Annotated in this window: 8 protein-coding genes and 1 riboswitch; of the genes, 4 read left to right on the top strand and 4 right to left on the bottom strand. The window is 47.3% G+C overall.

Annotated elements, in window-relative coordinates; translation table 11 throughout:
- The 4 genes from VLX91_13585 to VLX91_13570 form a co-directional block, all read left to right on the top strand.
- Positions 1–3,238 (top strand): hypothetical protein (locus VLX91_13585; protein HUI31238.1); only part of this gene is annotated, 3,238 nt, incomplete at its 5' end.
- Positions 3,239–3,532: 294 nt separating this feature from the next.
- A riboswitch (TPP riboswitch) is annotated at positions 3,533–3,646 on the top strand.
- 79 nt (positions 3,647–3,725) lie between these two features.
- Entirely contained in the window at positions 3,726–6,248 is a 2,523-nt protein-coding gene (locus VLX91_13580) for a TonB-dependent receptor (protein HUI31237.1), read from the top strand.
- Positions 6,249–6,278: 30 nt separating this feature from the next.
- A complete protein-coding gene (locus VLX91_13575; protein HUI31236.1) occupies positions 6,279–6,881 on the top strand; it encodes a thiamine diphosphokinase in 603 nt (200 codons plus the stop codon).
- Positions 6,878–8,335, top strand: coding sequence for a sodium:solute symporter family protein (locus VLX91_13570; GenBank protein HUI31235.1), 1,458 nt, complete (start codon positions 6,878–6,880; stop codon positions 8,333–8,335). Before VLX91_13575 ends, VLX91_13570 begins: the two co-directional genes overlap by 4 nt.
- On the opposite strand, the gene VLX91_13565 is transcribed toward VLX91_13570, so the two are convergent.
- The 4 genes from VLX91_13565 to VLX91_13550 form a co-directional block, all read right to left on the bottom strand.
- The gene (locus tag VLX91_13565) at positions 8,332–8,967 is read right to left on the bottom strand and encodes a DUF5683 domain-containing protein (protein ID HUI31234.1); all 636 of its coding nucleotides are present in this window, start codon (positions 8,965–8,967) and stop codon (positions 8,332–8,334) included. The two genes, VLX91_13570 and VLX91_13565, sit on opposite strands and share 4 nt — an antisense overlap.
- Positions 8,968–9,103: 136 nt before the next feature.
- Positions 9,104–9,478, bottom strand: coding sequence for a Rid family detoxifying hydrolase (locus VLX91_13560; GenBank protein HUI31233.1), 375 nt, complete (start codon positions 9,476–9,478; stop codon positions 9,104–9,106).
- Positions 9,475–10,407, bottom strand: coding sequence for a ParB/RepB/Spo0J family partition protein (locus tag VLX91_13555; GenBank protein ID HUI31232.1), 933 nt, complete (start codon positions 10,405–10,407; stop codon positions 9,475–9,477). Before VLX91_13555 ends, VLX91_13560 begins: the two co-directional genes overlap by 4 nt.
- On the bottom strand, positions 10,404–11,285 hold the full coding sequence (locus tag VLX91_13550) for an AAA family ATPase (GenBank protein HUI31231.1): 882 nt from the start codon (positions 11,283–11,285) through the stop codon (positions 10,404–10,406). The genes VLX91_13555 and VLX91_13550 overlap by 4 nt, the downstream gene beginning before the upstream one ends.
- Positions 11,286–11,337: the final 52 nt, after the last annotated feature.

The raw sequence follows: 11,337 nt of genomic DNA, 5'->3' as shown, positions 1-11,337 counted from the left end.
GAAAGGCGGCTTGTACCACCATACAACAACCATGGGAAGGCTTTGGGGAATTTTCTTTCCCGCCCTGAGCATTGTGGTCTCCACAGCGATTGCGATAAATGCTGCTCAAGGGCAGAACTCCGAAAAAGACACCACGGACTTGCTTCAAAACTTGTCTTTCAGGAATATAGGACCCGCCGCTGCCGGAGGAAGAGTCACAGCCGTTGTTGGAATCCCGGGCAACCCAAATATTTACTATGTCGGTGCGGCAGGAGGCGGGGTGTTTAAAACAATTGACGGAGGAATATCGTGGAAAGCTGTATTTGAAAAAGAACCGTCTCTTTCCGTCGGAGCAATAGCAACTGCTCCGTCAAATCCGAATTTCTTGTGGGTTGGAACGGGAGAAGGAAACTTAAGGAACGACATAATAACAGGGAAGGGAGTTTACTTCTCGCCCGACGCGGGGAAATCTTGGCAGGAAATGGGTCTGAACGACGCTGGACAAATTTCCCGAATTGCGGTCGATCCCTCTAATCCCAATATCGTTTTTGTTGCAGCAATAGGACATGCGTGGGGAACAAACCCGGACAGAGGCGTATTTCGAACTTCGGATTGCGGCAAAACGTGGCAGAAGGTTCTGTTTGTGAACGATACAACAGGCGCCTCGGATCTGATAATCGATCCCGGCAATCCAATGATACTTTTCGCGGCGATGTGGCAAGTTCAGAGACATCCTTGGTCTCTCGATAACGGAGGGAACGGCAGCGGGCTCTACCGTTCAATAGATGGTGGTACGACTTGGAAAAAGTTAGCCGATGGATTGCCTAAAGGACCGGTCGGACGAATAGCGCTTTCGGCCGCTATGAGCAACCCCAATCATGTTTATGCTTTGATCGAGGCAAAAGATGGTCTCCTCTGGGATTCCAATGATCTTGGGGATCACTGGAAGATGGTTAGCAACAACCATGCTCTTGACGTGCGGCCTTTTTATTTCTCAAGATTCGCCGTATCGCCCAGTGATGAAGATAAATTATATTTTCTTTCCTTTCTCATTTCTAAATCTACCGATGGCGGGAAAACTGCAAAGAGCATTAACGGGGAAGTGCATGTCGACCACCACGACATCTGGATCGATCCGCAAAATCCTGACAGGATTATTCTCGGAAACGACGGCGGAGTCTACCTGTCATTAGATGGAGGCGATACCTGGAGATTTCTGAACAACCTACCCATCGGACAGTTTTATCAGGTGGCCGTCGACAACAACACACCATACAACCTTGGCGGAGGTTTACAGGACAACAACGCATGGTATGGGACTTCACACAATCTTTATGGCCCTACCATTACAGGCCAGAATTGGTTTATCTTGACGGGAGGCGACGGCGAGTACGTCGTGCCGTCTCCGAGCGACCCGGACATCGTATACTCCGAATCGCAAAACGGGTGGCTCTCAAGAATAGATCTAAAAACGGGTATTCAAAAACTGTTGAGGCCCTATCTGTTCGATGCACCCGACATGCCTCCTTCACAACTGAAGTACAGATTTAACTGGACGACTCCGATTGCAGTTGCTGCCAATGACGAGAATGAAGTATATCTTGGAGCTAATGTTTTGCTTAAAAGCATGGATGGTGGAACACACTGGGAAGCAGTTAGCCCGGATCTTACGCGCAACGACAAGTCAAAACAGATAGCAAGCGGCGGAAAGATTGAACTCGATATGAGCGGCGCCGAAAACTTTGATACGATCCTTTCGATCGGGATTTCCCCCTTCGATTCAAACATTATTTGGATCGGAACTGATGATGGTCTGGTCCAGGTGACTCTTGACGGCGGAAACAATTGGGAAAATGTCAGTGAGAATATTCCACATCTTCCTGAGTGGGGCAGAGTTTATCAGGTCGAACCGTCATCATTCGACAAGGGCACGTGTTATGTTACCATAGATTTTCATGAACTTGACAACAACAAACCCTACGTTTTCAAGACCGATGATTTCGGGAAGTCATGGAAATCTATTTCAAAAGGACTGCCGGAAGGTTATCCTGCACATGTAGTCCGCGAGGACCCCAACAAACAGGCCTTCCTAGTACTCGGAACCGACCATGGTCTCTACTATTCAACCGACGATGGAGAACAATGGAGAGATATCAAGAGTAATTGTCCCGCTGCGTCCGTGTTCGACCTTAAGTTTGTGAAACAGACCCATGATCTCGTTGTAGCGACTCATGGCAGAGGAATTTTTATCTTCGATAACATAACGACCATAGAAGAATACAACGACAAGGTGGCACAGGAACAATTTCATCTTTTCACGACGCTTCCAGCATGCATGTTCCATACGTGGCACAGGGACGGCTTTAGTGACTTGAGCACTTATTCAGCACCGAATCCTCCTGAGGGTGCGGTGATCGACTACTATCTGAAGGATACGATCAGCACGACTCCGAGCGAGACTGAAGAGCATAAAACACCGGTCACAATAGAGATCACTTCCCAAGACGGAAAACATGTGGCAACGCTTTACGGTACCGACAAGAAAGGCTTTAATCGCCTTGTATGGAATCTGCGTTACCAGAGCGCATCGCTTTTAAAATTGGACAATAAGGAGCCAGAAAAAGCAGATCCGTTCACGACAAACGGCCCGTTGGTCGTTCCCGGGATTTACAAAATAGCAGTCACCGTTAATGGAAAAACCTCGACGAATCACGTTGAAGTGAAACCTGACCCGCGCCTTGAGACGCCCATGGATTTCTTTGCCTCGAATACAAACAACGGTTTGAATGTAAGGAATGAGATGTCGGCGTTGAATGACATGTTGAATCGGATTCAAAATATCCGGGATCAGATAGCCACTATCAAAAAGTCAATCGGCACAGACGAAGACGGAATGAAGTCTGGAAAGTACGAGACAATTCTCGCTCAGCTTGATTCGCTCGACAAAAAATTTGCTTCTTTGAAGGACACGGTTTATTCAAAGTCCATTCAGCACGAAGTGGGCGAGGATGACATTCATGACTTTTCCGATTTTCATTCCCAGCTCGAGACCATGACGTACGTATTTGCCTCACCATACAGCGGTGTCCCCGGTGAATCAATGATGGGACATGCAGTGCGTTTGAAGGACAAACTCTCTGAGTATCTAGACCTGTTCAATGGGTTGTTGGGATCAGGCGTATCATCATACAACAAGGTCGCTTTGGAAAATCTTGTTCCGACAATCTTTGCCGGACCTAGAATCGAAATCGAGAAGTAACCTAAAGAAATAGGAAGTCGGATAAAAGAAAAGAAGGAGCCGCGGCCTGCAAGCGTGCTTAAAACGAAGGATTAACATAGATTAAAGAGTTACAGAATCTATATTATGTTACTCTGATAATGCCCCACTCGACACCCCAAACGAAGTTTATGATTCACCTCCCAAAGAATACTCATTCCCTTTTCACTAATTCCCGCCATCGAACCATCCTTAGCGTCTTACGTTTTCACGTTCGACTGAACCCCGTATCCGCATCATGATGCTTGATTTAGCCGCGTTGCTTTCATAAATTCATTCGTCCGTTAGGGGTGCTGTCCCGACATGAATTGCTCACGTCGGGACGGCTGAGAAAAACCCTACGAACCTGATCTGGACAATACCAGCGGAGGAAAATGGACCGGACTTCTATATTTGTTCGCCGTTTTTATTTTCGACCGCCGTGTCTCGGGTCGGAAGTGGAAACGGTTTAATTGTTTATGGAGAAGTCATGAAGAAACATGAAGTTGTGTTCTTTGCAGTAATGCTATTTTATGTGGCGGCAAACGGCCAAAATAAATTCAGTTTGACCGGCATCATCTTCGATTCAACGGACAATTCGCGAATCGCTATCGCGAGAATAGCCTTGCTGAGCTCAGGAGAAACTCAGACAAGGATGGTATTGAGCAATACAGAGGGGGAATTTGAATTCACAGATATTCCTCAGGGACCGTATCTCATGGAAGTTTCTGCTGGCGGTTATAATGCAGAGAGGATTTCTGTTGCTGTTCCCAGTATACCACTCATCATTTATCTAGCGCGAAAGACTTATAATCTTCTGCCCGTCTTGGTCACGGCTCAACTTGCGAGAGGGCGGCAAAGCCCGGTAACGTTCAGTGAAATGCCTGATACAACCATTAACAGTCAATTTGCTTTCCAGGACATCCCGGTTCTGTTGTCGCAGCTTCCATCAATCACTGAATATTCCGAAAACGGCGAAGGCATCGGCTACTCCTATATCACGATGCGTGGCTTTGACCAGCGAAGAATCTCCATCATGGTCAATGGAATACCACAGAACGATCCAGAAGATCATAATGTCTACTGGATCGACATGCCGGACTTGCAGGCGAGCACAGAGTCCATTCAAGTTCAGCGCGGCGCAGGCAATGAGTTCTACGGTGCTCCTGCAATCGGCGGGTCTATAGATCTTGAGACAACAAATCCTGCAAACGAGAGAGAGATGAATTTCACTTACGGCATGGGATCGACCGGTTCGAACGGTTACGTCAGACGATACTCGACAACTCTCAGCTCGGGATTGATCGGAGACCGATACTCCGTTTACGCTCACCTTGCAAAAAACATGACGGACGGATACCGGCAAGATTCCTGGGTGAACCTTGACAGCTATTTTCTCAATGCTGCAAGGTATGACGACAATGTGACAACGGAGCTGAACTTTTACGGCGGGCCAATCTCAGACGGCCTTTCATATCTAGGCCTGCCGAAGTTTGCGGCACTTGACAAAAATCTCCGCACGCAGAATTGGGATGACTGGAACAGCGACAGCAACCAGGTCAACTATTCGCCTCACATGACCCGATTCATCGCAAACGGAGATACGGTATATGCAGTTCCGAGGCGGGGCGCCGAAACGGAAAATTTCTCTCAACCCCATTTTGAACTTCTGAACGAATGGAGAATCTCCCCGACGCTGGCTTTCAAGAACTCCCTTTTTATGATACTTGGCTCAGGATTTTACGACTATGACGGATCTTGGGCAGACACAAGTTATTTCCGGATAACTCCCCAATACGGATTTCGTCCATCAAGTAATCCGAGTGACGCTTTGATTCACGCATACGAAGATCTTAAACAATATGGATGGCTTCCCTGCCTGACAATCCGGCATTATGATGGGACACTTGTACTCGGAGCCGAGCTAGATCAAAACTATTCCGATCACTGGGCGAGCATAAGGTGGGCAAATAATTTGCCGGCAAATTTATCTGTCGACTATCATTACAACGAGTGGCACGCTCGCACCGACGTGGCAACGGCATATGGCCATGAGCTTTTTGACGTCAGTCCGCAGCTCACTCTTATGCTCGACCTCGAATACGAATTCAAGCAATATAAATTCTACGGTGAAACATTTGTCGGAAATACATTCGACGTTCCATATCATTTTGTCAACCCAAGAATAGGATTGAATTATAACATCACACCCGAATCCAATATCTACTTCAGCTTGAGTCAGACTTCCCACGAACCGCAGCTTGCCAGCATCTACAACGCTGACGAATCAAGCGGAGGCGAGGTACCGCACTTCGCTTTGAATCCAGACAGCACATTGAATTTCGGCGAGCCACTTATAAAACCCGAGACCCTTAACGATTTTGAACTCGGGTATCATTCAGCCAACAACCGCTTCAGCCTCGGGCTTACAGCCTATTGGATGGAATTTTATAATGAGCTCGTTTCAAACGGAGAACTGGACCAATACGGACAGCCAATAGACGGCAACGCTCAACGCACTCGCCACATCGGTCTCGAATTCGAAACGGCTGCCAACCTCACAAATGAATTCTCGATTTACGGGAATCTCTCGCTTAGTCGCAACAGGATAATCCATTATATCTACTACGAGACAGAAGCCGACAGTCTGAATAATTCAATTGTCGTTCCCGATAAGTTGGATGGAAACAGAATCGGTGGATTCCCCGAATTGTTGGGAAATATCAGAGCAACATACGCGTTAGGCGGCTTTGCCGTTGCTTTGCTCGGACAATATGTTGGTTCACAATATACCGACAATTTCGAACTGCTGTCGGATAAGATCGATCCGTATTTCATCGTGAACGGCTGGATATCCTATAAGGTGAATAATTTTCTCTCCCTGTCTTCAGTTGAGTTCAAACTGTACTGCAACAACCTCCTGAATAAACTGTATATCGCACATGGTGAAGGGCAATACTTCTACCCCGCCGCCACGAGAAACCTCTTCTTGAACTGTTCCATCAATCTCTGACGATCAATGGATTTTGAAAATTTCGTCCTCATGTTTTGCAATGGAGATCCTCCGTCGCGCGACCGGGTTCGAAATCTGATTCCGCGTCCGACATTCATCGCCTGCGCCGACGGCGGTGCTAACAAATCTGCATCACTCGGATATAAACCTAATCTAGTTGTCGGTGACCTCGACTCCTTCACAAACACCGGAAGAGAATTCGAAGACGCGGAGATCGTCAGGATCGATTCCCAAGACAATACAGATTTTGAAAAGACATTGAATCTCCTTCTTGGTCGAGACTTCCGTGAATTCCTGGTCTTCTCCTTCTCAGGTGGAAGAATCGATCAAACGCTGGCAAACCTGCAAATAGCATACGAGTACTCAAAAAAATGCCGAATAGTCCTTGCAGATAATCAATATCTGGTCTTCCCTGCTTCTAAGGATCTTTCACTGGACATATTCGGGGATGTCGAGGTCTCTATCATTCCGATGGAAGATGGTACAACCGTGAGTACGAAGGGCCTGGCTTATGGGCTTCACGGGGCTGTCCTGAAAAAAGGAGGACAAGGAATAAGCAATCGTGCGACTGGCGACAAAATAGAAATAACTGTTCACAAAGGCGGCGTGCTGGTGTTTGTAAAGGACGCATGATTGTAAGATTATCTTTGGCCGATTGGGCAGTCATTGTATTGTATTTCTCTGCCGTGGTCTTTGTCGGGTTTCGCGCAGCTAGAAAGGCGCGGACTCACATCGATGAATATCTAGTTGCGGGAAGAAGTCTCACGCTGCCGGTTTTCGTCGCGACTCTCGTGTCAACATGGTACGGGGGCATACTTGGTGTCGGGGAATTCTCATATCGATATGGCATTTCAAACTGGTTTATTTTCGGTGTGCCGTACTATTTCTTTGCGATCCTCTTTGCAATCTTCCTTGCACCGCGAGTTCACGGAGCAAGATTACACACGATCCCCGACAAACTTCGCGAGACCTATGGCAACGCGACTGCCACGATGGGTTCCTTCCTCACTCTTTTCATAGTGACCCCCGCTCCTTATGTTCTGATGGTCGGAATCATTGTCGAGATGATCTCCGGCTGGTCCTTGCTCGTCTCGGTGCTCTTCACTACAGTCGCTTCGATCGCTTATCTTTATTCCGGCGGGCTTCACTCGGACGTCAGGACTAATAGTCTAGAGTTTGTCTTGATGTACATCGGTTTCGGTGTGATACTTCCTTACTGTTACCTCCATTACGGCGGATTGTCGTTCATCAAGTCGCACGTTCCGGGAGGACATTTGACGCTCACGGGTGGAAACTCCTGGCAGTACATAATCGCCTGGTTCTTCATAGCAAGCTGGACACTGATAGATCCTGCGTTTCACCAGAGATGTTATGCGGCAAAAAGCGGATCGGTGGCTCGTTACGGAATCCTGGTCTCGGTAATATTCTGGCTGTTCTTTGATTTTATGACTTCAACGACCGGACTATATGCAAGGGCGATCGTCCCAACCCTGGAGCAACCCGCCATGTCATATCCCGCACTCGCTGAAATCGTCCTGCCGAGTTTTATCAAGGGATTATTTTATGTAGGATTACTTGCAACCATCATGTCAAGTTTGGAGAGCCTAACTTTTATCTCCGCCGTCACTATCGGGAAGGATATTTTGTTCAGACTCTTTGGAAAACATGATGAGATTAGCGGAGCAAGCAAGAGAATATTGGCCAACTCACAGATAGGAATCTTCGTCACCGCAATTATCTCGATCGCGATCTCACTCCTCGTTCCTTCGGTTATACAAATCTGGTACGATCTCGGTACGGTATTTATCCCGGGACTGTTGATTCCGCTCGTATCGAGTTATTTTCCAAGGTTTCACGTGCACCGAAAATATATATTCCTGTCAATGACCTTCGGCTGGTTGACTTCCCTTCTCTGGCTCGTGTCGGGATTCATCATGAATACACCAATGAATCCGAAATACTTACTTAACATTCAACCGATGTACCCTGGTCTTATTCTTTCCGCGATATTCTATTTGTCGGGTTTCTTTGAAAAGGAAATCAAATCTGTCGAGGAGTTAAAATCTTCGGGGGATTATCAGAGTTAGAATTTCACTCTCACCGAGACCGCCGCGACAGGTGATCCATCTGGAGCAAAACCGAGACTCGGTGAGACGTCGAAGCCGGACAGTTCCGCATCTATGTACGCGTCAAGCACCGACAAAACATAAATTCCTGCGGTGTACCACGCGTAAGAATCGCGCTGATCATGATAGAAATCTCTCCCTCCCTGCAGCTCGGCCAAATACTGTGAAGAGGACCCGGGGGTCTTGAGAGAGTCTTCAAACTGTGCCCTGAAGGATCGGTAAAGCTTGTTGTTCGATAACCATTGCGAGACAAAGAATGCCTGTAATCCGTAAATGATCGGCACCTTCCAGTAACTTCTGTTGTATATCTGTCCGCCGCCCGGTATCGCTGCCGACAGGAGTACAGCAATAAGTGCTGATCTCTGTTTAATTATGACGGTGCTGGTATCGACGACGGTGGTATCGAATGAAAGGACCGGTGGTGAGACAGATGATTTGCGAGCATTGGTATCCGCAACCATGGTGTCAGGATGTGAATATCGGGTCTTTTGAAAAAAAGGGTCTCGAAGGTTTGTGACTCCGAGATCGGTGGCCAATTCCAATCGGCCGGGTCGAAACTGAAATTCAACGATCGAAGTTCGCCCATTCGTCACTCCTTGTCCTTGCGCGAAGGTTGTGCACGAACCGATCAACAACAATACTAAGGCAGCACGGATAATTTCTGCGACGTGAATTCGATCCCTGATCCCTCGACCTCGCTCTGGATGAGTTTTTGAAATCCTGGTTCTATTACTTATGTGCAATAATGTCGATCTCAATTAATGCATTACGAGGCAGCGATGAAACCTCAACAGTCGTGCGGACAGGAGGATTATCTTTGAAATATTCGGAGTAAATCTTGTTGAACTCGGTGAAATCGTTCATGTTTTTCAAATAGACTGTTGTCTTCACTACTTGAGAAAATGAACAACCGGCGGATTGAAGCACCTCTGAAATATTCTTCATCACCTGCAGTGTCTGCTGCGCCAGACCGTCGGCTACTTCAGCCGTTTCCGGCTGTATGCCGATTTGCCCAGAAAGAAAAATGAATCCATCGATTTCCATTCCCTGAGAGTACGGTCCGATCGGTCGAGGTGCATTTTTTGCAAACAGAATCTTCGTCATTTGCCTTTTCTATCGCCCAATATTATTTCGATCAACCTTTCCAAATCTTCATCGCTATAGAACTCAACTCTTATATCACCGGCGTGATTTTCACCGTAATTTATTTTCACCTGAGTTCCCAGATGCTTCCTGAGTTTATCGACAAGATCACTCAACACGCTTTCGCTGGCGTTCGCGCGCTTGTTGGTTGAGCTGCCCTTCGATTGAAGCTTCTTGTTCTTGCCCGCTCCCGTCAGCCGTTGTACCTCTCTCTCCACCTGACGAACGCTGAGATTATCGCGGGCAATTTTATTAAAAAGATGAAATTGCTCGTTGGAGTTTTCGATCGAAAGAAGTGCTCTGGCGTGACCCGCTGTAATATCACCTGAGACAAGACCCTTCTGGATCGGAGCAGGCAGCTTAAGAAGTCGCAGAAAATTAGCTACCGTGGCACGATCTTTCCCGACCTTGTCTGCGACTTTCTCCTGCGTGAGGTTACATTCGTCAATTAGCCTCTCATATCCAAGCGCGATTTCTATTGGATTTAAATCTTCTCGCTGAAGATTCTCGGTCAACGCCATTTCCAGCATCTTCTCGTCGGAGTCGACTTGAAGAACGTATGCAGGTATCTCTCGAATACCAAGCTCTTTCATGGCGCGAAGACGTCTTTCCCCGGACACCAACTCGAATCCGCCATCCTTAGTCTGGCGCACCGTTATCGGTTGAATAAGCCCATTCTCCCTTATAGATTTCTTCAACTCTTCGAGAGTCCTCTGATCGAAGTCTCTTCTCGGCTGGAATCTGTTTGCGGTGACCTTGTTCACTGAGATCTTCGCGAATGGGTTGACTGCTAACTGATCAGAGAGTTCAGGCGGGATCTTATCGAAGGGAATAGATTCTTTCTTGATCAAGGCATCTAATCCTCTACCAAGACGAATGTTAGATTTCATGGCTTTGCGCCTTCCCTACTTACATCGTGGTTTGCGGAATCCTTTTCCAAGCTAATATCTCCGGGTCTCCCACCAAACTCGTTTGAAGAATCCGGAATCCCCTGTCTTACTTTCGCCTTGTTCCGATCCAAGAATTCCTTTGCTAATTCCATGTAATGTTTCGCTCCAAGAGAAGCCGCATCGTAAAGTATGATAGGCTTGCCAAAACTCTGTGCTTCGCTGAGACGAACATTCCTTCCGATCACGGTTCTGAAAACTCGCTGATCAAAATATCGTCTGACCTCATCGACCACCTGATTAGAGAGTTTCAGCCTCGAATCAAACATCGTCAGGAGAACTCCCTCAAGCTCCAAACCGGAATTTAAATTACGTTTCACCATCGAGATCGTGTTAAGAAGCTGTCCAAGTCCTTCCAGGGCAAAGTACTCGGTCTGAACGGGGACCAGAACGCTGTCAGCTGCCACGAGAGCATTTACCGTCAACAAACCCAGCGAAGGCGGGCAGTCAATCAAAACATATTCGAAGTTATCCTTAATCGGTATGATCGCATTTTTTAGAAGAGACTCTCTCATTTCCATCTCCACCAATTCCACCTCGGCTCCGACAAGATTTATGTCGGACGGCATCAGTTTTAGGAAGGAGAGCGTGGTATCCCGGATGGATGCATCTGCCGGGGATGATCCCAGGATAACGTCATAAGTGCTCACATGAGGCTGACTTTTGTCAAACCCAAGCGCGCTTGTTGCATTCGATTGCGGATCGATATCGATCAGAAGAGTTTTGTGCTCCAGGGCAGCAAGACAGGCCGCGACATTGACGGTTGTGGTAGTCTTCCCAACTCCGCCCTTCTGATTCGCAATCGTGATTATTTTTCCCATGCCGGTACAGGTTTCATTAGAACAAAATATAACTTGAGGTGTATAAAATTTC

This window comes from Candidatus Acidiferrales bacterium (assembly GCA_035515795.1).
Classification (GTDB): domain Bacteria; phylum Bacteroidota; class Ignavibacteria; order Kryptoniales; family JAKASW01; genus JAKASW01.
The sequence above is the reverse complement of the archived record's forward strand: the minus strand, read 5'-3'. Positions and strand labels throughout refer to the sequence as shown.